At 43.7% G+C, this 23,797-nt stretch carries 19 protein-coding genes and 2 pseudogenes; 13 read left to right on the forward strand and 8 right to left on the reverse strand.

Going from position 1 to position 23,797, the window contains the following annotated elements:
• Positions 1 to 54 precede the first annotated feature (54 nt).
• The 4 genes from C4H11_RS00920 to C4H11_RS00935 all read right to left on the reverse strand — a co-directional run bounded on the left by C4H11_RS00920 (position 55) and on the right by C4H11_RS00935 (position 4,651).
• Entirely contained in the window at positions 55 to 846 is a 792-nt protein-coding gene (locus C4H11_RS00920; RefSeq protein ID WP_106042980.1) for a M48 family metallopeptidase, read from the reverse strand.
• Positions 847 to 1,008: 162 nt separating this feature from the next.
• Entirely contained in the window at positions 1,009 to 2,163 is a 1,155-nt protein-coding gene (gene galK, locus C4H11_RS00925) for a galactokinase (RefSeq protein WP_106040095.1), read from the reverse strand.
• A gap of 40 nt (positions 2,164 to 2,203) precedes the next feature.
• Positions 2,204 to 3,514 (reverse strand): MFS transporter, encoded by a 1,311-nt coding sequence (locus C4H11_RS00930; RefSeq protein WP_106040096.1) that lies wholly within the window; start codon positions 3,512 to 3,514, stop codon positions 2,204 to 2,206.
• 42 nt (positions 3,515 to 3,556) lie between these two features.
• Positions 3,557 to 4,651 (reverse strand): aldose epimerase family protein, encoded by a 1,095-nt coding sequence (locus C4H11_RS00935; protein WP_106042982.1) that lies wholly within the window; start codon positions 4,649 to 4,651, stop codon positions 3,557 to 3,559.
• A 196-nt stretch (positions 4,652 to 4,847) separates the two neighbouring features.
• On the opposite strand from C4H11_RS00935, the gene C4H11_RS00940 reads away from it, so the two are divergent.
• Positions 4,848 to 5,819 carry a type I phosphomannose isomerase catalytic subunit gene (locus C4H11_RS00940; protein WP_106040097.1) on the forward strand — a complete coding sequence of 324 codons (972 nt, stop codon included), beginning with the start codon at positions 4,848 to 4,850 and terminating at the stop codon, positions 5,817 to 5,819.
• A gap of 22 nt (positions 5,820 to 5,841) precedes the next feature.
• On the opposite strand, the gene C4H11_RS00945 is transcribed toward C4H11_RS00940, so the two are convergent.
• From C4H11_RS00945 to C4H11_RS00955, 3 genes and pseudogenes are all read right to left on the reverse strand, one after another.
• On the reverse strand, positions 5,842 to 8,526 hold the full coding sequence (locus C4H11_RS00945) for an ATP-binding protein (protein WP_106040098.1): 2,685 nt from the start codon (positions 8,524 to 8,526) through the stop codon (positions 5,842 to 5,844).
• Between the two features lie 17 nt (positions 8,527 to 8,543).
• Entirely contained in the window at positions 8,544 to 9,734 is a 1,191-nt protein-coding gene (locus C4H11_RS00950) for a glycosyltransferase family 2 protein (RefSeq protein ID WP_106040099.1), read from the reverse strand.
• Between the two features lie 202 nt (positions 9,735 to 9,936).
• Positions 9,937 to 10,597, reverse strand: a pseudogene (locus tag C4H11_RS00955) (transposase).
• Between the two features lie 379 nt (positions 10,598 to 10,976).
• Between C4H11_RS00955 and C4H11_RS00965 the strand changes: the two are divergent.
• The 3 genes from C4H11_RS00965 to C4H11_RS00975 are packed head-to-tail and all read left to right on the forward strand — an operon-like array spanning position 10,977 to position 13,502.
• Positions 10,977 to 12,065, forward strand: a complete 1,089-nt coding sequence (locus tag C4H11_RS00965; protein ID WP_106040101.1) for a Fic family protein — start codon at positions 10,977 to 10,979, stop codon at positions 12,063 to 12,065.
• A gap of 10 nt (positions 12,066 to 12,075) precedes the next feature.
• Positions 12,076 to 12,969, forward strand: coding sequence for a protein adenylyltransferase Fic (gene fic, locus C4H11_RS00970; RefSeq protein WP_106040102.1), 894 nt, complete (start codon positions 12,076 to 12,078; stop codon positions 12,967 to 12,969).
• A gap of 5 nt (positions 12,970 to 12,974) precedes the next feature.
• Entirely contained in the window at positions 12,975 to 13,502 is a 528-nt protein-coding gene (locus tag C4H11_RS00975) for a restriction endonuclease subunit S (protein ID WP_205729973.1), read from the forward strand.
• Between the two features lie 625 nt (positions 13,503 to 14,127).
• On the opposite strand, the gene C4H11_RS00980 is transcribed toward C4H11_RS00975, so the two are convergent.
• Entirely contained in the window at positions 14,128 to 15,213 is a 1,086-nt protein-coding gene (locus C4H11_RS00980) for an IS110 family RNA-guided transposase (RefSeq protein ID WP_106040103.1), read from the reverse strand.
• A gap of 132 nt (positions 15,214 to 15,345) precedes the next feature.
• On the opposite strand from C4H11_RS00980, the gene C4H11_RS00985 reads away from it, so the two are divergent.
• The 9 genes and pseudogenes from C4H11_RS00985 to nqrF all read left to right on the forward strand — a co-directional run bounded on the left by C4H11_RS00985 (position 15,346) and on the right by nqrF (position 23,423).
• Positions 15,346 to 15,618: a restriction endonuclease subunit S gene (locus C4H11_RS00985; RefSeq protein WP_106040104.1), complete on the forward strand. Its 273-nt coding sequence runs from the start codon at positions 15,346 to 15,348 to the stop codon at positions 15,616 to 15,618.
• Between the two features lie 2 nt (positions 15,619 to 15,620).
• Positions 15,621 to 16,733: pseudogene (locus tag C4H11_RS00990) on the forward strand (PDDEXK nuclease domain-containing protein).
• Positions 16,730 to 17,149: a hypothetical protein gene (locus tag C4H11_RS00995; RefSeq protein WP_234819849.1), complete on the forward strand. Its 420-nt coding sequence runs from the start codon at positions 16,730 to 16,732 to the stop codon at positions 17,147 to 17,149. Before C4H11_RS00990 ends, C4H11_RS00995 begins: the two are co-directional and overlap by 4 nt.
• 419 nt (positions 17,150 to 17,568) lie before the next feature.
• Positions 17,569 to 18,918, forward strand: a complete 1,350-nt coding sequence (locus C4H11_RS01000) for a Na(+)-translocating NADH-quinone reductase subunit A (RefSeq protein WP_106040105.1) — start codon at positions 17,569 to 17,571, stop codon at positions 18,916 to 18,918.
• Between the two features lie 38 nt (positions 18,919 to 18,956).
• Positions 18,957 to 20,126 (forward strand): NADH:ubiquinone reductase (Na(+)-transporting) subunit B, encoded by a 1,170-nt coding sequence (locus C4H11_RS01005; RefSeq protein ID WP_106040106.1) that lies wholly within the window; start codon positions 18,957 to 18,959, stop codon positions 20,124 to 20,126.
• 14 nt (positions 20,127 to 20,140) lie between these two features.
• Positions 20,141 to 20,830, forward strand: coding sequence for a Na(+)-translocating NADH-quinone reductase subunit C (locus C4H11_RS01010; protein WP_106040107.1), 690 nt, complete (start codon positions 20,141 to 20,143; stop codon positions 20,828 to 20,830).
• Positions 20,831 to 20,834: 4 nt separating this feature from the next.
• Complete coding sequence (locus tag C4H11_RS01015; protein WP_106040108.1) at positions 20,835 to 21,473, forward strand: NADH:ubiquinone reductase (Na(+)-transporting) subunit D; 639 nt, start codon at positions 20,835 to 20,837, stop codon at positions 21,471 to 21,473.
• Positions 21,474 to 21,509: 36 nt separating this feature from the next.
• Positions 21,510 to 22,136 carry an NADH:ubiquinone reductase (Na(+)-transporting) subunit E gene (nqrE, locus tag C4H11_RS01020; RefSeq protein ID WP_106040109.1) on the forward strand — a complete coding sequence of 209 codons (627 nt, stop codon included), beginning with the start codon at positions 21,510 to 21,512 and terminating at the stop codon, positions 22,134 to 22,136.
• 18 nt (positions 22,137 to 22,154) lie between these two features.
• Entirely contained in the window at positions 22,155 to 23,423 is a 1,269-nt protein-coding gene (nqrF, locus tag C4H11_RS01025) for an NADH:ubiquinone reductase (Na(+)-transporting) subunit F (protein WP_106040110.1), read from the forward strand.
• Positions 23,424 to 23,797 lie beyond the last annotated feature (374 nt).

A 23,797-nucleotide genomic window follows, 5' to 3' on the forward strand; every position in this document is an offset into this window, starting at 1 on the left:
ATTGATGTGTGGAAGTTTACGTTTGAAAAAGAAAGTTTCATGAAATTCAGACGCTTATTTGTATTTGGCCTTGATTTCAGGCAATGCTTTCTGTATATCGCTGATGCGGCGGGCGTCACTAGGGTGGGTACTCATCAGTTCAGGCACTTTGACTGTATTGCCGGATGACATTTTTTGCCAGAACTTGACGGCAACATCCGGATTATAGCCTGCCATTCGCATAAAAATCAGTCCCATATAGTCTGCTTCCAGCTCATGTTTACGGGAGAAAGGCAACATAATTCCATATTGTGCACCCACACCGTACACCTGGTTGGCGATTGTTTGTATGGCGGCGCTTTTTTGCGTGAGTGACAGGCTTAATATTTGTGCGCCATATTGCGCCAATATTTGTTGACTCATGCGTTCATTACTGTGTTTCGCTACGGCATGGGCCACTTCATGTCCGATAACCACCGCTAGTTCGTCATCTGAAGACACTAACTTCATCAGTCCTTCATATACCACAATCTTTCCGCCGGGCATGCAGAAAGCATTGATTTGTCCGTCTTTCACCAGATTGAACTCCCAAAAGAAATTTTTCACCTCTTCAGCCAGTCCGTTCTGTTTCAAGTATTGCTCGGTAGCTGCTGCAATTCTTTTCCCTACGCGTGTCACCATTGCCGCTTGTCGCGTCGATGCCGACTTCGGGGCAGTTTTTATATAATCCCTATATTGGGTCAGGCTGGAAGTCAGTATTTCCTGGTCGGATACCAAAAGTATTTGTCTTCGTCCGGTGACGGGCACAGAACCACATCCTGCCAACATCAGCAGCGAGGCGATTACCATTATAAGCTGTTTCTTCATATCATTCATCCTTGTCATTTATAATGCAAAGGTAGAAAAAATATTGGATTAGGCGCAGATTTCGCAAGTTGGCACGTTCGTTATAAACTTCGTGAATCCTGCGTAATCTGCGCCTAAAAGCACAGTAAAGGTGTTTTAAAGCTACCTTCCTGAATCAATCTTTTATTCTAATCTGCGAGCACCGTCGCTGATGACCACATCATAGATCTTCGGACTTCTTCCGAATTTCTTCTTGAATTGCTCTTTGGCTGTTTCGATGAATGTTGTGTACAATTCATTTTTCACCAAGTTGATGGTACATCCGCCAAATCCACCTCCCATTACGCGTGAACCGGTGACGCCACAATCAAAGGCCAGGTTGTTTAAGAAGTCAAGCTCTTCGCAGCTTACTTCATACAGTTTGCTCATTCCCTGATGGGTTTCATACATTTTCTGTCCCACAGTTTCATAGTCACCTTTTTCCAAGGCATCGCATACGCTCAGTACGCGTTGAATCTCCTCAATGACATATTCTGCGCGCATGTAGTCTTCTGCACTAATCTCCTCTTTGGACTCTTGAAGCATTTCCATCGTTACATCACGCAGGAATTCTACGTGCGGGTGTTTCTTTTGAACCGCTGCCACTGCTGCTTCGCAACTTTGGCGACGCTTATTGTAGGCCGAAGAGGCCAATTCGTGTTTCACCACAGAATCAACAAGCACTAAGCGGTAGCCTTGCGGGTCAAATGGGAAATATTGATATTCCAATGAGCGGCAATCTAAACGGATGAGGCTGCCTTTTTTCCCGAATACAGAAGCAAACTGGTCCATGATACCGCAATTGACACCACAATAGTTGTGCTCGGTGGCTTGTCCCACTTTTGCCAATTCGAATTTATCGATTTTGTTTTCACCGAATAAATCGTTCAATGCGAAAGCGTATGTGCTTTCCAAAGCGGCAGACGAAGACATGCCTGCGCCCAAAGGAACGTCACCTGCAAAGGCTGTGTTGAAGCCTTTAACGTTTACCCCTCTCTTTATCATTTCCCGACATACACCGAAAATGTATCTTGCCCAGCTTGCGCGAGGTATATCCTCTTCGTTCAAGCCGAACTCTACATAGTCTTTCAAGTCGATGGAGTAAGCTTTCACTGTTTGGGTGCCATTGGGCTTTAATTCCGCAATCATTCCCTTGTCAATAGCTCCGGGGAATACAAACCCACCGTTATAATCTGTGTGCTCACCGATAAGGTTGATGCGACCCGGAGATGCATAGACAGCTCCTGTTGTTCCGTCAAAATGCTTGATGAAACGACTTCTTACGTATTCTATATCCATGATATTTATATTTTATAAGGTGAATATTTTTTCTTTTCACTTATTCCACAGGAATGTCTTTATTGACATTCTTGCAACCTATCAAACCGTAGAACAGTAGATATGCCAGAGCGGCAATGATAACCCAATAGCTAGGCATGAAACCTGCTATATCGGCCACCCAATTCTGAATGACAGGCAAGATACCTCCACCACATACCAATACCATGAACAGACCGGAAGCAGCGGCCAGATATTTACCTAACCCTTCTACTGCAAGATTGAAGATTCCGCCCCACATGATAGAAGTGCAAAGACCCACTAATACTAAATACATGGCGTTGATGGGTACTTCTGCAAGTCCGAAAGACAAACCTCCGGTTTCACTTTGTTGAAGTACCGGCAGATTGACAAACGAACCTATTGATGAGAAGATGGCAAGAAATACTAAAATCAGACCTAATGCAGATGTGAAAATGAGCATGGCTCTACTGGATACTTTTGCACCCAATGAAACACCTGCCAAGCGACCGATCAACATAAGAAACCAATATGTTCCTACAACAAAACCGGAGATAGTGGAAGGAATACCGGCTCCTCCTTTTTCAATAGGGTCGGTCAGGAACAGGTTCAACGTACCCGGTACGCCTACCTCAACACCTACATATACAAAGATTGCGATAGCGCCCAATACGAAATGGCGGAACTTCAACGCTCCGGCCATTAGTTTGCCGATAGGTTCAGTGGTTGTTGCAGCATTGGGTTCCGGTATGGGTACGAACAAGAGAACAAAGAATGCAAAAGCAAATACAGCCATTGCAGTATACATTACAGGGAATATCTGAGAGATTGTGGCTTTTTCGATGGAACCGGCGATCAGGATACCTACAAACATAGGAGTGATAGTGGCCATTACAGAGTTGAAAGAACCACCAACTTGGATAAGCTGGTTTCCTTTTTTGCCTTCACCGCCGAGTTTGTTCAACATTGGGTTGACTACCGTATTGAGCAAGCACATGGAGAAACCGGCAATGAATGCACCGATCAGATATACTGCGAACGCTGCCTCAGGGCTGGCATGGCCGGACAAATATTGAACACCTACACCGATAAAGCCGACAGCTACTGCTATCAATGCTGTTTTCTTATATCCTACTCGTTGTAATAAAATGCCGCTTGGTATTCCCATCACTGCATATGCGATGAAGTTACCGAAGTTACCCAACATTCCTAATGCGTTGGATACTGAAAACTGATTTTTCAGTACAATCCCCATAGGGGCGGCAAGGTTGGTAACAAATGAGATCATACCAAAAAGGAAGATCATCGTGATAATTGCGATGAGTTTACCATTCTGTTTTTGTTGTGTCATGGTTTCTTTAAAATTATAAGTTTATAAATTAGGTTAGTTATTTCATTCTTGTACGCCGAATTTGTAGATGGTTACCTGTTGGTATTCATCGCCCGGCAGCAAGATGGCTGATGGGAAATGGGCCTTGTTGGGTGTGTCGGGGAAGCATTGAGCTTCAAAGCAAACGGCACTTCTGGCAGGGAATGTGGCTCTGTGGGCGCCTTCGAACCCATTAAGCCAGTTGCCGGTATAGAGTTGGACACCGTTTTCCGTTGTATATACTTCCATCGTTCGTCCGCTATCGGGGTCGGTACAGGTGGCTGCCAAACTCAATTCTCCGCTTTCTGTTTTATTCAGAACATAGCAATGGTCGTAGCCGCTGCCATTTACCAATTGCTCGAATTTTCCATCAATCCTTTCTCCAATGGCATGAGGAGTGCGGAAATCCATAGGCGTATCTTCTACCTTTAATATCTCTCCCGTAGGAATAGATACTTCGTCGATAGGAACATAAAAATCGGCGTTGATGGTGATGATATGATTCAGAACGGTAGGAGAGGGAGTGGCTATGCCGGCAAGATTGAAGAAAGCATGATTGGTCAGATTCACGATGGTGGCTTTGTCCGTGGTGGCTCGGTATTCTATTACCAAAGCATTGGTTCCGTCTTCGAGACGATATGTCATTTCTACTTTCAAATTGCCGGGAAAACCTTCTTCTCCGTCCACAGAGGTGTAATTAAAGATAACAGTAGACTGATCGGGTTGTACGGCATCCCATACACGAGTATGGAAACCGGTTGGTCCACCATGCAATGAGTTGGGACCGTTGTTGATTGTCAATTGGTGTTCCTCACCATACAATGTAAACTTACCTTTAGCTATGCGATTGCCGTAGCGGCCGATGGTAGTGTTCAAAAAAGGTTCCGGACTATTGACTACGTGCTCGATGCTATCGTGTCCTAAAACAACGTTGGCATATTTCCCTGCTTTGTCGGGAACCATAATGGAAAGTATTGCACAGCCGTAATTGGTTACTGCTACTTCCATGCCCTGCGCATTTTTCAGGATGAACAAATCGGTTTTTTTGCTATTGATATTTTTTTGAAATTTATTTCTGTCCAGACCGGACAGATTATTTTCTGTTGGAGTGTTCATCATATTCATGGCTGATTTAAATTTCTTGCAAAGAAAAAGAAATTCTTTTGTTCTCCCAAGTAATTGAGAGGAAATATAGAAAGCATTTTAGGAAAGTTTAGCGTTTTGTTAATAGAATGCAATTCGGTATTTTTTTGTAAATTTGTCCCCGTAATCTAAAAAACACATCATTAACAGAATGTTTTAATTATAACAACAAATGTATCCTCTTAAATTTGAGCCTATTCTGAAGCAAACACTTTGGGGGGGCGACAAGATTATTCCATTCAAACATTTGAATGATAACCTCGCTAATGTAGGTGAGAGTTGGGAAGTTTCGGCGGTAGAAGGTAGTGAGTCAATAGTGGCTAATGGCGCCGACAAGGGGCTGACACTATCTGAAATGGTCAGAAAGTATAAGGAAGAATTGGTTGGTGAAGCCAACTATGCTCGTTTTGGTTCTAAATTTCCTTTATTGATAAAGTTTATTGACGCTAAGCTGGACTTGTCGATTCAGGTACATCCGGGTGATGAACTGGCAAAGAAACGCCACAATAGCTTTGGCAAGAATGAAATGTGGTATGTTATTTCCGCGGATAAGGATGCGAAATTGATTTCCGGCTTTTCCGAACAAATAACTCCGAAAGAATATAAAGAGAGGGTGTATAACGGTACATTTGCCGAGGTGCTACAGACTTGTGCCATTAAACCCGGAGATGTTTTCTATGTTCCGGCAGGCCGTGTGCATGGAATAGGGGCGGGGGCTTTTGTGGCTGAAATTCAGCAGACATCTGATATAACCTATCGTATCTTTGATTATAACCGCAGGGATAAAGATGGTAATTTAAGAGAGTTGCATACCGGACAGGCTATGGATGCCATCAATTTTGCGGATGTGCAGGATGATTTTCGTACCGAATACGAACTGGTACCGAACGAACCGGTAGAAATAGTGGCAAGTCCATACTTCACGACTTCTGTATATGATATGACAGAAGAAATCACTTGTGATTATTCCGAATTGGACTCATTCGTCATATTCATATGCGTGGAAGGCGCTTGCCGCATTGTAGATGATGAGAAGAATGAACTTCTCATGCAAGCCGGTGAGACGGTTTTGCTTCCGGCCACTACCCAGGAAGTTACAATTATTCCCGAAGGCACAGTGAGGATGCTTGAGACGTACGTCTGAGTTTGTCGGATTCTGTCTTGTTTTATTTCAGCCACTTCTTGACAAGTTCCTTCAGTGTTTCTATCTTGAACGGTTTCGCCAGGAAATCGCTGCAACCTGCGTCGAAGGCAGCTTGACGGTCGCTTTCGTAGGCGTACGCTGTAAGTGCAATGATGGGGATATCCGGTGAAATCTCCCGAATGATACGGGTGGCATCCAATCCGTCGAGATTAGGCATTTTGATATCCATCAAGATGAGAGCGGGATGTGTATTCTCGAACATGGTGACGGCTTCCATCCCATCTTTGGCGCGTTCCAGCCGGTAGTTATTTTCTAATATGGCTTTGATTAAGACGTAGTTACTATCTGTATCTTCGGCCACCAGAATAATGGAACGGGAGTCGTTGTTTTCTTTCGTTTTTACTGCGGGCATGTCCTTTTCGGAAAAAGGGAGGGGAACCTCGGTAGCAGCTTTTCCCGTAGGAACGATGGGCTCCACTATGCAGCAATCGGACACTGTTTCTTTTGTAGCTTTCTTGTCGGCCGATTCTATCGGGAGTAAGAATGTGAAAGTTGTTCCCTTGCCAAACTCGGAAGATACGGAAATACGTCCGCCTAACCGTTCTATGATGATTTTGCAGATAGACAGTCCCAGTCCTGTGCCTTGGGCAAAGTCGTTTGCTTTTACAAAACGATCGAATATATGTTCCACCTTGTCAGGCGCAATGCCCAGTCCTGTGTCGGTGACGTAGAACCTGACCTCATCGCCTTCTCTGCGGTAGCCGTAAGTGATGCTTCCGCTGATGGTGAATTTAAAGGCATTGCTTATCAGGTTGGATATCACTTGGAAGAGCCGGTTCTTGTCTCCATCTATCACAATGCTTGCATCCGATTCCTCAAAAATGAGTTGTACCTCCTGCGGACAGCGGAAGGTGAGTGCCTCGTGCAGTTCCTTGCAAAGTTTATGAAGGCATATAGGTGCGATGGTAAATTCAACGAAGCCCGATTCTATTTTTGACAGGTCGAGGATTTCGTTGATGAGCTGGAGCAGACGCTCATTGTTTGCTTCTACTATTTTGTAATAATTTAGTCTCTCTTCGGCGTTGGAACTCTCGGCAATGATGCCCGAAAAACCCACAATGGCATTGAGCGGTGTGCGTATTTCGTGGCTCATGTTGGCAAGGAAGGCCGATTTAAGCCTATCGGAGGTTTCGGCTTTTTCCTTGGCCACCATCAGTTCCCGTTTCATCTGTTCCATTTCGGTGATATCCCATTCGATGTCCAACAGAAATGGAGGGAAGTCATTGCTCTCAACTTTTATTTTCCGTTTATCCAGATAGATGGCAGAGCCTTTCGCGTCTTGTTTTTCAGCAATCCAGTGCTTTTCTTGGCCGGTTTGGGCTATTTCAATGTCTTCTTTCCTTTTTTGTAGGGCCACCTCTGGTGGATAGAAGTCGAAATCGTCTTTTCCCGATATGCTTTGCACTGTGATGGCACCGTTGTACGCCTCTCTATTGCGATAGATGTACTTAAATTCGTTATTGATATCTTTTACAACGATTCCTGCCGGCAGGTTTTCCATGATTTTATCCAGAATCTGGTTAAATTGCTTGATTTGTTGCTCCTGCCGGATGCGTGTGCTCACATCTCTTCCGAAAGCCCATACCGTTCCTTCTCCCTTGTCGCTGGTCACCCAATAAGCATTTCCTTCTATGGCAAGGACTTCGGGATGTTGTGGTATCGGGTTATGAAGGATGTATTCATGTGTCAGTTCTCCTCGTTTTACGGTGGCGGCAAATGTTTTCCATGCTTTCTTATCTCTTACGAATGTGGGCAAATCATAGACTTTCAAGGTTGAGATGTCTTGATTCTCATCAATCTGGTGCCTTTCCTTGAAGCGACGGTTGCAGAATATCAGAGTTCCGTCTTCGTGGGCGGAATAGATATCCTCGGTGGAATTATTGATGGCATGCGTCAGCAGATTGATGTCGTTGCGCCGTTTCTTTATGTCGGTGATGTTTTGTATATAGCCTTCCAATGTGATATTTCCATCTTTATGACATTCGCGTGCAAAAGTCTTGAGACGGATATAGTAGATCTTTTTTTTAAAAAGGAGACGATAGTCTATGTTATTTTCCATTTTGCCTTTCAGGTTATCTTTCAGCCAATTCCGGAAACTTTCCCTATCTTCGGGAATAATCGCTTCCAAATAATGGTCTTGATGAATATATTGCAACTCATCAGAGCACATGACGCCGGTATGTCCGATATAAGAAAACAAGGCGGTGTCCGAATCGTATTGCCACCTTCCGATGAGGGCGGCTTTCTGAATTTCATTCAGTTCGTGATTCCTTTTTTCCAGTTCCAACTTCCGTTGGCTGCGTTCGGTGATGTCTCGGTATTGGCAGAGTACCATTCCGTCAAACGGATACATGATGCACTTGAAGTAGTAGGTGATGCCTTTCAAGGTGATTGCATAGTTATTGGCGGAACGTATCTTATACTTCAGTACTTTTTTAAAATCCGGATAGAATTGTTCACAAGTGGATGCCGGAAGCACGTCGAATAAATTTTTACCTAATAATATCTCTTCCTTCATAAACCAGAGGTCGATGTTATATACAGCCATGTCCACACATGTTCCTTTTTCATCCAGGATAAGCATGGTGTCCGCTGTCATCTTCAGCAATCTTTCAGCATTTTCCGGCTTTCGTAGAATGTCTTTCATTTTTTGTAGTATTTAGGTCATGCTCTTCGTGCCTTTTCCCATGTGCCGTTTGTGCTGTTCCTGCGCTTCAGCAAATATCTGACCCCTCTTATGACGTTGACGTTCATGAAGAGAAAATAGTAGGGGATGAAGAGTATTTTGTTTTTTATATGTTTGGTCGATAAATAATACCCCCATCCTGCCATGAGGTAAAACAGTGTTTGCAACACCCCGATGAAAGCATATAGAGCCAACCGGTCGGTAGCAAAAAGCAAGATGACATTGAGGGGAGGCAACAGAAACAATAAAACCGGAGTGAGCGACCATCGCAGTACGCGGTGTGAGACATACTGAAGGCTGAAGACTCCGTAACGAAATGGATTCAGCAATGGACGCATCCGCCGGATGGACTGTAAGCCACCGGCGGCAATGCGTACTTTGCGTTTTTGTTCTTCGTTCATGTCGGCCGACCCGTTTTCAACAGCATAGGCATCGGCGCAATAGGCTATGGTGTAACCTCGCATGACGATACGCATAGATAGGATAAAGTCATCGAGCAAAGTGTCGGGTTGCATCTCTTCGAAAAGTTCGCGGCGAATGGCAAATAACTCGCCTGCCGCACCCACCGCTGAATAAAGTCGTGAGTCAAGAGCCTTCAGGGCCGATTCATACTTCCAATACAAGCCTTCTCCACCGGAAGCTGCATTATTCTTGTTTTGAACAGCGATACGCTTCTCTCCCGCCACGCAGCCCACCTTGGGATTATTGAAGGCGTATGCTGTTTTTCGCAGCGCCTCGCGGTTGAGGTTGGTGTTGGCATCTGTAAATACGACAAGAGGGGTTTCTACAAAGTGCATACCCCGGTTTAGGGCGGCGGTTTTTCCCAAACGTTCAGGACGATGAAGTACGGTGGCTTGCGGCCAATGCGAAAGTCGCTCGTTGGTTCGGTCGTTGCTTCCGTCGGTCACCCAAAGAATATGCAGTTTTTCGGCAGGGTAGTCCAGCTCCAAGCAATTTCGCATTTTCTCATCCACCACCTCTTCTTCATTATAAGCGGCAATGAATAAAGTCAATTCCGGTAAGCTGTCATCGCCGGGGGCATTGCTATCTGTTTTCCGATTGAAAAGTTCTTTTATTCTGACAAGAATGTACAATAATATCCCATAACCGATATAGGTATAGAATACCACGAATAAACTTGTCCAAAAAAATATCTCCAAGAATTTCATAGTATCAGATTGTCCATCCTTTGTTTATTTTGTTCTTTTTTTTCATCTTTCCATAAAAGAAGTTTACTTGCCAAAAGTAGAAATAAACTTTTATTGATACAAGAAAAAGCTATAAAAACATACTATGATTATAGAAAGACATTCGGCATATAGTTTGCCATTTTAAGTATAAACATTTTAAATTAACGTGAGTTCGACGAATTCATAATAAAGCAAGCTGCGTATCAAATATTCTTTTTACATTGATGCACGGCTTCTTTGGAAACAAGCAGTATGCGGCAATAGCCCCCAATAAATTGACGATGAAATTCTCAAAGCATCTATGCCTGGAGTGTTCCACTTGCACAATGTTCTTGAGTTCATCATTCACAGTCTCAATGATAGCCCTCTTCCTGAGCAGCAGTTTGTCGGAAACGCTCATCAGCGCACCCTTCATGTTGCTTTTCAACTTGGTAATAAGCTGTATTCCGTCCACGAACAGCCGTTGGAAGAGCCTCTTGCTTATATATCCCTTATCCCCAACCAACTTGCCGTATATGAATTTCACAAAGTCCTTGTATTCCAAAGGCTTGCGGTCGTCAATGTCACCGGGTGTTATCATGAAGTTGAGCAGTTCTCTTCGGGAAACAGATGGCGCAGATGCCTGCACACCTTTTCAAGATAGAAATGTTTCAGACAGCGGTAGCCGGAGTCGTGGAAGAGAATCATGATAAGCATGATTTTCGCCTTTGACATCATGCTGTCACGATGATATTTTCTCTTCTTGAGCGGTTTTAGCGTGTATTTTGCCATCATTGTATCAAAAACTTGCAGAAGTCGTCTGCCATACAAAATATTTCTGTAATTTTGCTCTCGGTGATCATAGCGATTTTTAGTTGTAATTCTTTGTATTTCACTACTATAAAGTTACAACAAATTTCGCTAATCACCAAATTTATAGACACTTATAATTCGTCGAACTCACGTTAAATAGAAATATAGGAAAAAGTCAGAAATGTAGGGTGAAATACGGAAATAGCTCTGATTTTAATATCTTGATAGTGAATGTCAATGATGGTAAAAGGACACGCATATATTCAATAGATGCACAACACCTTTCTTCTCAGAAAGATTCGATCTATTTCTATCCGGAGATAAAGAACGGCGTGGTTACAATAAAGTGGAATCGTGAAATTGAAAACTACGTAAACGAAGTACAATAGGCTACGATTATTTGTGGTTAAACTGCTATATTTATATATTATGAATGACTTTGAAGAATATATAAGACAGGGAGAGCCTCAGAAAAGAGAAAAAGGCTATGCTTGGCAAACAGCCATCGGATTGCAGGCAGTGGACGATTTGAAGCCTTCAGAGTATCTGATACAAACGGCACGCCAGCATATTGAGGGCGATATAACTATTGAAGAAGCCAAACAACTGATTGATAGCTATTATCAGTCTAAGACCGTCAGAGCTGACATAGAAGACAGAACGGAAGAAGCTGATAAGGTTTCGGCACGTATAGCCGAAATTTTATCGGAAAAAACGTTCACTTTCTCGCCTATTGAGTATATCACCATTCATCGTCGCCTTTTTCAAGGCATCTATAAATTTGCAGGAAAAATCAGAGATTACAATATCACCAAAAGGGAATGGGTACTGAAAGGTGAAACCGTGCTTTATGCCAGCGCTGACAGCATACGAGAAACGCTCGATTACGATTTCATGCAGGAAAAGAATTTCAGCTATAAGGATTTGAACATCAACGATGCTATCACACACATCGCCAAGTTTGTTTCCGGAATATGGCAAATTCACGCTTTTGGTGAGGGTAACACCCGCACAACGGCTGTATTCATCATCAAATACCTGCGCACTTTTGGTTTTGACATCAGCAATGAAGCGTTTGCAAATCATTCGTGGTATTTCCGCAATGCCTTGGTTCGTGCCAATTATAATAATTTGAGCAAAGGCATTTACGCCACCACCGAATATATCGAAGCATTCTTTAGAAACCTCATTCTCTCCGAACAAAACGAGCTAAAGAACCGAACAATGCTTATAAAGGATTTTTCCGAACAAGACATTCAAGGTGCAAATACATCAAACGGGACAGTCCCAAAGTGCAAATTTTGCACTTTGGATTGCACTTTAGAAGAAATCGCTGTGTTGAATTTCTTACGAGAACAGCCTAAAGCCACGCAAAAAGAAATAGCGGTACATATAGGCAAATCTGAGAGAACAGTAAAGACCATTACCGTGAATTTGACCGAAAAAGGCATCATCGAGCGCAAAAACGGCAAAAGGAATGGTTTTTGGGAAGTGAAAACGAACGATTTAAACAGCTAAATTCTCATTTATGGAAGAGAAGAAAGAACAACATAAGAAATCAATTCGCTTCTTCAACGACCGTGAAGTGAGGGCGGTATGGGACGAGGAACAAAACTGTTGGTGGTTCTCAGCCACTGATATTGTACGAGCCATCAACAACGAACCCGACTACACCAAAGCAGGTAACTATTGGCGTTGGCTAAAACGTAAGTTGAAGCAAGACGGCATTGAACCTGTGAGTGCCACTCACGACTTTAAATTTGAAGCACCAGATGGAAAGTTGCGTGTTGCAGATGTTCTTGATAGTGAAGGAGTGGCTTTATTAGCAAAGCACTATCCTAACAATCGAGCAAATGAGTTCCTTGACTGGTTTACATACAGCGATAATACTATTGATGGGCAGAGCAAGAAGAAAGCCTATCAACTTTTTGAGAGTGGCATCTTGAAAACGGCAGAGCCTGGTAGCATCAAGTGTCTGCAGCAGATTCATGCTTATCTCTTTGGAGGATTATATGACTTTGCAGGTCAAATCCGTACTAAGAATATATCCAAAGGAGGCTTTACTTTCGCTAATTGTATGCATTTCCCTGAAACTTTGCAAACAATAGAGCGAATGCCCGAAACCACTTTTGATGAGATTATGGACAAATACGTGGAAATGAACGTAGCTCACCCCTTCATGGAGGGTAATGGTCGCAGCACTCGTATTTGGCTTGATCTCATGCTGAAACGTTCTCTCAAGCTGTGTGTGGACTGGAGCCAAATAGACAAAAACGAGTATTTGTCGGCAATGCGTGAGAGTGTGTCTGATAGTATACATATCAAGGCTTTGGTAAAACCAGCACTCACCACCAAGATTGACGACAGAGAAATGTTTATGAAAGGTATTGATTATTCATATTATTATGAACAAAATGATTGATTATTATGATAGGAGAATGGAAGGAATACAAATTAAGGGATGTCTGTACAATTTTAGGGGATGGACTTCATGGCACACCCATATACGATGACAAAGGAGAATTTTTCTTTATTAATGGGAATAATCTAAAAGACGGTCGTATATCTATTAAGAATGATACCAAACGAGTGTCCTTTAGTGAAGCTAATAAATATAAGAAGCCACTAAATAATCGAACAATATTGGTATCAATCAATGGTACGATTGGTAATTATAAATTCCGTATTCCCCCATTGTCTATTCAAAAGCAAATTGGGAAAATTCTCTCTTCCTTTGATGACAAAATAGAGCTGAACCGCCGGATAAATGATAATTTAGAGCAGCAGGCGCAGGCGTTGTTCAAGGCTTGGTTCGTGGATAATCCCAATCCAAACTGGAACGAAACGACTTTATCTGAAATAGCATCTTTTATTGGTGGATATTCTTATAAAGGTGAAGAATTGGCTGATAGTTCAAATATTGCTATGGCTACTATAAAAAAACTTTGGACGTAATGGAGGCTTTAAGGCTGATGGCTTTAAGGATATTAATCCATCATCAAAACTTAAAGAATGCCATTATGCTAATCTGTTTGATATTTTGGTTGCTCATACTGATTTAACCCAAAATGCAGATGTGATAGGAAATGCAGAATTATTACTTAGCTGTGGTAAATATGATAGTGTAATCTTCTCTATGGATTTGGTTAAGGTGATGCCTAAAGATAATTTCCCATATAACTTTCCATTTAAAATCCAAACAAAGTTGGATAATTCATTAATAATTAACTTTTGTATTATATCTTTGTATCAGGATGTTAAGAGGAAGTAGGCTCTGCTGAGGAGCAACCTACCAGCGATAAGCATCCTGACGGCACGCAGTAATGCTACTTGTGGAGGCGGTTACACGCCTCTCTTTTTGTATTACTGATACTGTCTGATATGGCTAAGAAAACCTGAGCCAAAATCCTATGGTAAAACAAACTTTCCACAGCGGACATCAACGAAGTGAGCCGCAAGTTCCTTTATCAGTCAAACCATGTAATGAGAGTTACAGACTTTTTTGAGCGGACTTCAAAGCCGCAAAAGATATGTAGTATTTCTCTCAAAAGAAAGTTGTTTTACCTTATAGGATTCTATATCATTTGATAACACATGGCACATATTCCTTTTCATGTTTAAGTACAAAATAGACTCTGTTCACTAACCGTCTGGCAATTTTCACAATAGCCTTTTGCGGATTCATCCGTTTCCGGTATTCCGTATAAGCCATTGTCATGGCCGGGTCTTTCCGGATGGCAACCCATGCGGCTTCCACCAACAGACACCGGAGCATGAAATGCCGACGGGGTGTAATGTCACCCACATTATCATTATCACCACTGGAATGACACATGGGAACCAATCCAATGAAAGAGGCTAAATGGTCCGCATTGCTGAAACGGACAATATCGTCAATCTCGACCATCAGGGTAGCGGCGGTTGTAACACCTATACCCGGAACGGATGTCAGCAGGCGTATCGGTTTGTCGAATGGTGCTTTCCGGGATATTTCACGGATGGCACGTGTTTCCTGCAGCAGCATCTTCCTCAAGCGGATGAACTGCTCAAGGTGAAGCTCCAGTGTTTTCTTTCCATACTCCGTTGAGAGTTCAAGGCAGTGCAGCCAATTCAGAAAACGCTTCGACCAGCACCCGATTGAACTCCGGGTAAATTCTTCCGGTATTTCCACTCCATGGAAACGAAGCAATGATTTGATACGGTTCTTGGCACGTGTGCTGTCTTTTACTATCAGGTTTCTCAGCCTTATCAAAGAGCGCATTTCCAGGATGTCAGTTCCCGGAACATATATCCCTTCTAACGAACCTGAACGTAACTCACGGGCGAGCTTGTTGCAATCCACCGCATCGGTCTTACGTAATTTCTCCTTGCTCATCGTCGGAACATCCGCAGGATTGACCACTATATTGTTGATACCTAAATCCGTCAACTTCTCGTGTATCCAGAAGCCACAGAAACCGGCTTCATAAACTGAGAAGTAATTGGCACCCGGATAATTGCTTACCAAATATTTATGCAACGCTTCCGGCTCCGGATCTTGTCTGAATCTTCTCAGTACTGAATGTTTCGATAAGATTGCTACCGACCAACTCTTCAGGTGGACATCAATTCCTACGTAAATATTTTGTCCACTAAAATCTAATGTGTTACTTTGTACACGTTTCATAAGCTATATCGTTATGAGTTAATATTGTTTTTTTCACTTACAAAGTTAACTATAATGGTATAGCTTTTTTAGGGCTATCTTCTGTTATCCGTCACTTCCGATTTTAAACATAGGAACTTTTTACTTGCAGCAATGCTTAAAAATAAAATATTTAAGGGACATTGTCTTGGATATGTAAATGGAACTACCGTACTTCACCTTAGTAAAAAGGCATTGCCGGAATTTGAAATAAGAATGCCGTCTAAAGCTGAAGCACAAACAATGAATGACACCTTTGCTACTTATTATAAGCGAATGGCGGAAATACTGCAAGAGAATGATAAGCTCATTCATCTTCGTGATACGCTTCTCCCAAAGTTGATGTCAGGAAAGCTAAGGATTAGTGAAATAGAAAAAGAAAAGTAATTATGGATAAATCAATCGGCATATTAGATAAGGATTACTCTTTATGGGTTAATGAGCTTGTAAAGCGTTATCGTGGCAGTCAAATCAAGGCAGCAATAAAGGTGAATAAAGAATTGCTGCGCTATTATTGGGAGCTTGGTAAAGATATTGAGGACAAGCAAGCAGACAACAAGTATGGCAGTAAGTTTTACGCCACATTAAGTCGCGATTTGCGTCATGAAATGCCTGATGTAGAAGGGCTTTCGCAAACTTCTATCCGATATGCAAAACGGTTTTATACTCTTTATAGCCAACAGGTTGCAATTCTTCCACAGCTTGTGGAAGAATCTGATAAGGAAAATCTCCCACAACTTGTGGAAAGATTATACTCTGATTTATTTTCAATACCTTAGGGGCATCACCGCTATATCATAGACAAATGTTCCAATGATTCAAGTAAGGCTTTGTTCTATGTACGCCAAACATTGGAAAATGGTTGGAGTAGGGATATATTGCTGAATATGTTGAGTACAAATCTGTATGAGCGCAGTGGTAAGGCTCTGACAAATTTTAAGAATACACTCCCGGATGTGGATAGCGATTTGGCACAGGAGCTAACACGCGACCCCTACGATTTCTCTTTCACAGGTTTGCGTGGAAAATACAATGAACGTAAGCTGAAAGATACACTGCTGACCAATATCACTAATTTTTTGTTGGAACTTGGCACCGGATTCGCCTATGTAGGCAAAGAGTATCGTTTGCAAATAGCTGAGAAGGAAAAATTTATAGACCTGCTTTTCTATAATCTCAGATTATCTTGCTATGTCGTGGTTGAGGTCAAAATCGGAGAGTTCGATTTTGCCGACGCAGGTCAGTTAGGCGGTTACGTTGTCGCTTGCAATTACCTGCTTCGCAAAGAGGGGCGCGACAATCCCACAATCGGATTGCTTATTTGCAAGCAGAAGAACAACACTTTGGCTCAATATGCGCTGGAATCAAGCAGTCAGCCTCTCGGAATATCCGAATATGAGCTTGAAAAGCTCTATCCTGAAAAGGTTGAAGGTACAATGCCGTCAATCAAAGAAATAGAAGATAAATTAGAGTTCCTGTCTATTACGAAAGCCGCCTATTGAAATTGGATTTGGATGATGACACGCTTAAATTGCTCGACAGCGGGTATGACAAACTTGCTGAAGAAGGAGCAGAGGAGCAGGACATCAAACGCTCCAAGGATGAAAATGCACGGCTCCACGCTTTGCTTTCAGCCCCGCAGACTATTGACACATTATGCAAGGACATCATAGACCATTACGAGAATAACCGTGCCGACCAGCTTACGGGTAAAGCCATGATTGTAGCGATTGACCGAGCCACCGGGATAGACATTTATAAAAAAACTGATAGAACTTCGTCCACAGTGGAAAGAGATTATCGCTGTGGTTATGACGCAAGGATAAGCATAAATTGGTTCATAATCAATCCCCAGTTAGTAATCGGCATTGTCCACTTCTTCTCAATAAAATTTGGAGATAGGTTTAAATTGTTGTAATTTTACGCTCGTCGGGACGGGTGGTCCCGCCCCTTGGCGCTGGCCGCTCCCCGACCGATGAGATTGAATGAGAATAGAGCATGGCACAGTTTAATTTACACAACCTGCTCTTTTAGGTTGTGTAGTAGTCTAATGAGCGTTTCCAATTTATAATCTCCTCCGTATCTCCTCCGTATCATCTCCGTATAACCTCCGCATAACCTCTGTTCCTATAGGTACGGAGTTGACACGAAGATGGTATGGTGCAGGTACGGCTATTGTCGGAATTCAATCGGTTTCCCGTAAAATCATGCTGATAAAAATTTTGAAAGAATTGTAAGCAGACTCTTATACTTAATTCTTTTCTTTTTTGCGCTTTATTCACATTCTTTTTTGTTACTTTTGCGGCAAATTAATGAAACCATTATTTAAATAAACGCATGGCAAATGTAATAAAGTTACGTAAAGGCCTCGATATCAACCTGAAGGGAAAGGCAGCCACAGAGATTATGTCCGTCAAAGAGCCGGGATTCTATTCATTGGTTCCTGATGATTTTACGGGTGTTACTCCGAAAGTGGTGGTCAAAGAACAGGAATATGTGATGGCCGGGGGAGCCTTGTTTATCGACAAGAATCATCCCGAATTGAAATTTGTTTCGCCCGTCAGTGGTGTGGTGACAAGCGTGGAGCGTGGTGCCCGCCGGAAGGTGATGAACATTGTTGTGGAAGCGGCTGCCGAACAAGACTATGAGGAGTTTGGCAAAATGCAGCCCTCCAAGATGAGCGGACAGCAGGTGAAGGAAGCGCTTTTGCAAACCGGAATGTTCGCTTTCATCCGTCAACGTCCGTACGATGTGATTGCCGACCCGGAGGTGACTCCAAGGGCTATCTTCGTTTCGGCTTTCGACAGTAATCCGTTGGCTCCTGATTTTGAGGTGGCCTTGAAAGGAGAAGAAATGAATTTCCAGACGGGACTCGATGCTTTGTCGAAGATGGCAAAGACTTATCTGAGTGTCAGTGTGAAGCAAACCGCAGCCGCTTTGTTACAAGCCAAAAACGTTACCATTACGACTTTTGACGGACCGCATCCGGCAGGTAACGTCGGTGTGCAAATCAATCATATAGCTCCCATCGCAAAGGGAGAAACAGTGTGGACCATCTCACCCGAAGCCGTTCTGTTCATAGGACGTCTCATGAATACGGGACGAGTGGACTTGACCCGTACGGTGGCTGTCACCGGTAGCGAAGTGCTGAGACCCGCTTATTGCAAACTGCGTGTAGGTGCGTTGCTGACCAATGTATTCAGTGGCAATGTGGCAGCGGACAAGGCTCTGCGTTATATCAGCGGTAATGTGCTTACCGGCAAGAAGGTTTCTCCAAACGGTTTTCTGGGTGCTTTCGACAATCAGCTGACCGTAATTCCCGAAGGAAACGAAACCCACGAAATGCTGGGCTGGATTGCGCCTCGCTTCAATCAGTTCAGCGTCAACCGCTCTTATTTCAGCTGGCTGATGGGTAAGAAAGAATATGCGCTTGACGCTCGTATCAAGGGAGGCGAGCGTCATATGATTATGTCCGGAGAATACGATAGCGTGTTCCCGATGGACATTTTCCCCGAATATTTAGTGAAAGCAATCATTGCCGGCGATATTGACCGTATGGAGGCTTTGGGCATTTATGAGGTGGCACCGGAAGACTTTGCGCTTTGCGAATTTGTTGACTCCAGCAAAGTAGAAGTACAACGTGTGGTACGTGCCGGATTGGATATGCTCCGTGCTGAAATGGCGTAAATAGAGTTATGGTTTAAAATTCAAAATCAAAATAATTAATGAAAGCGTTAAAAAATTATCTCGACAAGATAAAGCCGAACTTTGAAGAGGGCGGCAAACTCCACGCGTTTCGTTCGGTGTTCGATGGCTTTGAAACATTTTTGTTTGTGCCGAACGCCACTTCGAAATCGGGAACGCATATTCACGACTCTATCGACAGCAAACGCATCATGTCGATGGTGGTCATTGCGTTGATACCGGCATTGTTGTTCGGAATGTACAACGTAGGTTACCAACATTTCCACGCTACCGGTGCTTCCGGCAGTTTCATCGAGATGTTTGCCTATGGTTTTCTGGCTGTATTGCCTAAAATCATTGTTTCTTATGTGGTGGGACTCGGCATTGAATTTGTCGTTGCCCAATGGAAGAATGAGGAAATTCAGGAAGGTTTCCTCGTTTCCGGTATATTGATTCCGATGATTGTGCCTGTAGATTGTCCATTATGGATTCTGGCCGTCGCCACTGCTTTTTCCGTGATTTTTGCCAAAGAAGTTTTTGGCGGTACGGGTATGAACATTTTCAACGTGGCTTTGATTACACGTGCATTCCTTTTCTTTGCCTATCCTACGAAGATGTCCGGTGATGCTGTTTGGGTGTCGGGCAATTCCATCTTTGGATTGGGGCAACAGGTAGACGGTCTGACGGTGGCTACTCCGTTAGGCGTGGCAGCCACAACGGGTGCCGCGCCGGAATTCTCCATGGATATGATTTACGGTTTCATACCGGGTTCTATTGGAGAAACAAGTGTCATTGCCATTGCAATGGGAGCTGCATTGTTATTGTGGACGGGCATTGCAAGTTGGAAGACCATGCTCTCGGTGTTCGTGGGCGGTGCCTTCATGGCTTGTGTATTCAACGCCATCGGCCCTGATACGCCTATGGCGCAGATGCCTTGGTACGAGCACCTCGTGCTGGGTGGTTTCTGCTTTGGCGCCGTATTCATGGCTACCGATCCTGTAACTTCGGCCCGTACGGAGACCGGCAAGTATATCTTTGGTTTCCTGATTGGTGTTATGGCTATTGTAATCCGTGTGTTGAATCCGGGTTATCCTGAAGGCATGATGCTTGCCATTCTGCTGATGAACATCTTTGCTCCGCTGATTGACTACTTCGTTGTACAGAACAACATCAGTCGCCGCGAGAAACGTGCAATAAAGTCTAATAATTAAATACCGGAAAAGAAATGAATACCAATAGTAACAGTTATACTATCATTTACGCTTCGGTAATGGTTGTTATCGTAGCATTCCTGCTGGCATTCGTAAGTTCCTCCTTGCGCGAAACGCAACAAAAAAACGTGGAGCTGGACACGAAGAAGCAGATTTTGTCCGCATTGGGCGTGAAGGACGTGAAGGAACCCGATGCAGAATATAATAAATATGTAAAAGGCGATATGTTGATGAATGAGGACGGTACACTTACAGAGAATACCGGCGCATTTGTCACCGCTTACGAGAAAGAAGCGAAGGAGCATAAACGCTTGCACGTGTTTGTAGCCGAAGTAAATGGAGAGACCAAATATGTGTTCCCCGTTTACGGTGCCGGTCTTTGGGGAGCCATTTGGGGCTATGTGGCATTGAATGGCGACAAGGATACGGTTTTCGGTGTCTATTTCTCTCATGCCAGTGAAACGCCGGGATTGGGAGCTGAAATTGCTACGCCTCACTTCCAAGGGGAATTCACCGGAAAGAAAACATTGGAGAATGGTGAAATAGCCCTTGGTGTCGTGAAGAACGGGAAGGTGGAAAAGGCAGCATATCAGGTGGACGGAATCTCCGGTGGCACCATCACCTCGGTAGGCGTGAATGACATGCTGAAGAACTGCTTGAGTAGCTACAAGATTTTTTTAACCAATAATAAGGAGGAGGAATAAGAATATGGCATCATTGTTTTCAAAGAAGAATAAAGAAGTATTCTCCACTCCGTTGGGGTTGAATAACCCCGTTACCGTACAAGTATTGGGCATCTGTTCGGCTTTGGCCGTTACAGCCAAGCTGGAGCCTGCTATCGTGATGGGACTTTCTGTAACGGTGATTACGGCATTCTCCAATGTGGTGATTTCATTGCTGCGCAAGACTATTCCCAACCGTATACGTATCATCGTGCAGTTGGTGGTGGTGGCTGCTTTGGTGACTATTGTAAGTGAGGTGCTGAAAGCCTTTGCTTACGACGTGAGCGTGCAACTCTCCGTATACGTGGGTCTGATTATCACCAACTGTATATTGATGGGACGCTTGGAAGCGTTTGCCATGCAGAATGGTCCTTGGGAGTCTTGTCTCGACGGCATCGGTAATGGTTTGGGCTATGCCAAGATTCTGGTCATCGTGGCTTTCTTCCGCGAGTTATTGGGATCGGGAACCCTGCTTGGTTTTAATATCCTGAACCACGATTGGCTGAAGAGCCTTGGTTATGTGAACAACGGCTTGATGCTGATGCCACCCATGGCACTCATCATTGTGGCTTGTATCATCTGGTTTCAGCGTTCCCGTAACAAGGAATTACAAGAGAAACAGTAATTAAAAATAAAGTATTTTCATTTTTAATGAACTAACATGGAACATTTATTAAGTTTATTTGTCCGCTCTATCTTTGTGGACAACATGATATTCGCTTTTTTCCTCGGTATGTGCTCTTATCTGGCCGTATCGAAGAACGTGAAGACAGCCTTGGGACTGGGTGCCGCCGTTACTTTTGTGCTGGTAGTGACACTTCCGGTCAATTATCTGTTGCAAACCAGAGTGCTGGGGCCTGATGCCATTATCGAAGGAGTCGATCTCAGCTTCCTGAGTTTTATTCTTTTCATAGCCGTTATTGCCGGTATCGTGCAGCTGGTGGAAATGGTGGTTGAACGTTTCAGCCCTTCGCTCTATGCTTCGTTGGGTATCTTTTTGCCTTTGATTGCCGTGAACTGTGCCATCATGGGAGCCTCGCTCTTTATGCAGCAACGTATCACGATGGGTGAGAGCGATCCTAAATATATAGGGGGCATTGCTGACGCGGTTGCCTATGCATTGGGTTCGGGTATCGGCTGGTTGCTGGCTATTGTCGGTTTGGCTGCCATTCGTGAGAAAATGGCTTACTCTGACGTGCCTGCTCCGTTGAGGGGGTTGGGCATCACGTTCATTACCGTAGGCTTGATGGCGATGGCATTTATGTGTTTTTCGGGTTTGAAAATCTAAAAAGAAAGGAATAAGACAATGGATATAAATATGATATTAGCAAGCATTGGAGTATTCCTGGTGGTTATTTTGTTGCTTGTAGTCATCCTGTTGGTTGCCAAGAAATTCTTGATACCGTCGGGAAATGTGAACATCACCATCAATGACAAGGATGTGCTGACGGTGCCGCAGGGCGGAACCCTGTTGGGAACACTGTCGGAGCAGGGCATTTACCTTTCTTCTGCTTGTGGTGGTAAAGGTTCTTGCGGACAGTGTAAATGTCAGGTACCCGAAGGGGGCGGTGAAATTCTCGACTCTGAAAAAGGGCATTTCACTCGCAAACAAATCAAAGACAATTGGCGTTTGGCTTGCCAATGTAAGGTAAAAGGCGATTTGGGCATAAAGGTTCCCGAATCGGTGATGGGCGTCAAGGAATACGAATGTACGGTTATCAGCAATAAAAACGTGGCTACCTTTATCAAAGAGTTCAAAGTTCAGTTGCCTGCCGGTGCCCATATGGACTTTATCCCCGGTTCTTATGCTCAAATCAAGATTCCTGCATTCTCCATGGACTATGATAAGGACATCGACAAGAGCCTGATTGGTGAAGAATACCTGCCTGCCTGGCAGAAGTTCGGACTGTTCCCGCTGAAGTGCGTCAACACCGAACCTACCATTCGCGCTTACTCTATGGCCAACTATCCTGCCGAGGGAGATGTGTTCATGCTGACGGTACGCATTGCCACCCCTCCTTTCAAGGCAGATCGTAGTGGCTTCATGGATGTTAATCCGGGTATCGCTTCTTCTTACATTTTCACGCTGAAACCGGGTGATAAGGTAATAATGAGCGGCCCTTACGGTGATTTCCATCCGCACTTTGACTCTAAGCGTGAAATGATTTGGGTAGGTGGTGGTGCCGGTATGGCTCCGCTTCGCGCGCAGATTATGCACATGACCAAGACGTTGCACACTACCGATCGCGAGATGCACTACTTCTATGGTGCCCGTGCGTTGAACGAAGTGTTCTATCTGGATGACTTCCTCGGAATTGAAAAAGAATTTCCCAACTTCCATTTCCATCTGGCACTTGACCGTCCGGATCCCGCAGCCTATGCGGCGGGCGTGAAGTATACTGCCGGTTTTGTTCATCAGGTGATGTTGGATACTTATTTGAAAGACCATGAGGCTCCCGAAGACATCGAATACTATATGTGCGGCCCCGGCCCGATGTCGAAAGCCGTGGTTGCCATGCTTACCGACCTCGGCGTAGAAGAACAATCTATCTTGTTCGATAACTTTGGAGGTTAATCCCCCGATAGGGAAAAAACAATGATTTTTTTTAAGGCGCGGATTACGCGGAATTCACGGATTTAATTTGTCAAAACCGTATTGATTCCATGTAATCCGCGCCTCTTTTTATTATTGTACACACCGGCCCCTTGTGTAAGCTTTTAGTCGTTTGGGTAGACTACGTTCCATTCTTTTCTCAATTCATCCATGATATGCATCATGCGTAAAGTCTCGCGTCATTAATCGCCGGAAAAAAGCTATCAATAAGTTCTTGTGAATTACGAAGACAGGTGTTTCTGGCGAATTATGTAAATGGGTCAACTTCAAAACAGATGGTACATTGTCAAGATAAACCTTTTTGTTATATTTGCAGGGTAATGAGTTTCGTAATC

The sequence above is a fragment of the Bacteroides zoogleoformans genome, from assembly GCF_002998435.1.
In the GTDB taxonomy this organism is placed as follows: domain Bacteria; phylum Bacteroidota; class Bacteroidia; order Bacteroidales; family Bacteroidaceae; genus Bacteroides; species Bacteroides zoogleoformans.

Coding starts and splice junctions, on each gene's coding strand:
- C4H11_RS01005 (WP_106040106.1), top strand. CDS start 18,957: ATGAAAGCGTTAAAAAATTATCTCGACAAGATAAAGCCGAACTTTGAA.
- galK (WP_106040095.1), bottom strand. CDS start 2,163: ATGGATATAGAATACGTAAGAAGTCGTTTCATCAAGCATTTTGACGGA.
- C4H11_RS00920 (WP_106042980.1), bottom strand. CDS start 846: ATGAAGAAACAGCTTATAATGGTAATCGCCTCGCTGCTGATGTTGGCA.
- C4H11_RS01015 (WP_106040108.1), top strand. CDS start 20,835: ATGGCATCATTGTTTTCAAAGAAGAATAAAGAAGTATTCTCCACTCCG.
- nqrF (WP_106040110.1), top strand. CDS start 22,155: ATGGATATAAATATGATATTAGCAAGCATTGGAGTATTCCTGGTGGTT.
- C4H11_RS00945 (WP_106040098.1), bottom strand. CDS start 8,526: ATGAAAGACATTCTACGAAAGCCGGAAAATGCTGAAAGATTGCTGAAG.
- fic (WP_106040102.1), top strand. CDS start 12,076: ATGGAAGAGAAGAAAGAACAACATAAGAAATCAATTCGCTTCTTCAAC.
- C4H11_RS00985 (WP_106040104.1), top strand. CDS start 15,346: ATGCTTAAAAATAAAATATTTAAGGGACATTGTCTTGGATATGTAAAT.
- C4H11_RS00975 (WP_205729973.1), top strand. CDS start 12,975: ATGATAGGAGAATGGAAGGAATACAAATTAAGGGATGTCTGTACAATT.
- C4H11_RS00980 (WP_106040103.1), bottom strand. CDS start 15,213: ATGAAACGTGTACAAAGTAACACATTAGATTTTAGTGGACAAAATATT.
- C4H11_RS00930 (WP_106040096.1), bottom strand. CDS start 3,514: ATGACACAACAAAAACAGAATGGTAAACTCATCGCAATTATCACGATG.
- C4H11_RS00965 (WP_106040101.1), top strand. CDS start 10,977: ATGAATGACTTTGAAGAATATATAAGACAGGGAGAGCCTCAGAAAAGA.
- C4H11_RS01010 (WP_106040107.1), top strand. CDS start 20,141: ATGAATACCAATAGTAACAGTTATACTATCATTTACGCTTCGGTAATG.
- C4H11_RS00940 (WP_106040097.1), top strand. CDS start 4,848: ATGTATCCTCTTAAATTTGAGCCTATTCTGAAGCAAACACTTTGGGGG.
- C4H11_RS01000 (WP_106040105.1), top strand. CDS start 17,569: ATGGCAAATGTAATAAAGTTACGTAAAGGCCTCGATATCAACCTGAAG.
- C4H11_RS00950 (WP_106040099.1), bottom strand. CDS start 9,734: ATGAAATTCTTGGAGATATTTTTTTGGACAAGTTTATTCGTGGTATTC.
- nqrE (WP_106040109.1), top strand. CDS start 21,510: ATGGAACATTTATTAAGTTTATTTGTCCGCTCTATCTTTGTGGACAAC.
- C4H11_RS00935 (WP_106042982.1), bottom strand. CDS start 4,651: ATGATGAACACTCCAACAGAAAATAATCTGTCCGGTCTGGACAGAAAT.